This is a genomic window from Ruminococcus sp. 1001136sp1_2201st1_G3_2201SCRN_220225, from assembly GCF_040924365.1.
GTDB classification, from domain to species: Bacteria; Bacillota; Clostridia; order Lachnospirales; family Lachnospiraceae; genus Blautia_A; species Blautia_A faecis.
The window spans coordinates 1-342 of sequence record NZ_JBCOME010000048.1; the positions used below are offsets into that span (position 1 = coordinate 1).

Here is a 342-nt window from a genome sequence, read left to right on the forward strand (position 1 = left end):
CTGTTGATGGAAGCATTATACTACATTGGGACATTTTCCTTTGTGGTATATTAGGACATTATCATAAATGGTTCATAAAATTTTTAATTTTTTTCAAAAAATGTGTTGACAATCCTATACCCCTTTGTTATACTAATATCCGTCGCAGCGAGAAAGAAAACTTTCTCCGAAAAACGCGATATGCGGAAGTGTCGGAACTGGCAGACGAGCAAGACTAAGGATCTTGTGAGCATTGCGCTCGTGTGGGTTCAAGTCCCATCTTCCGCATGACTATTTAATAGTCACAATTTCATATTTTATCGCGCAGAGGTTTTTCCTCTATGAATGCGATATGCGGAAGTG

General features: G+C 38.6%; 1 protein-coding gene and 1 tRNA gene. Both read left to right on the forward strand.

Annotation, left to right across the window (positions count from 1 at the left end):
• On the forward strand, positions 1–218 hold a 218-nt coding region (locus tag AB5642_RS14640; protein ID WP_368371714.1), incomplete at its 5' end, for a hypothetical protein.
• Positions 183–267, forward strand: a tRNA-Leu gene (locus tag AB5642_RS14645). The genes AB5642_RS14640 and AB5642_RS14645, both read left to right, overlap by 36 nt.
• Positions 268–342 lie beyond the last annotated feature (75 nt).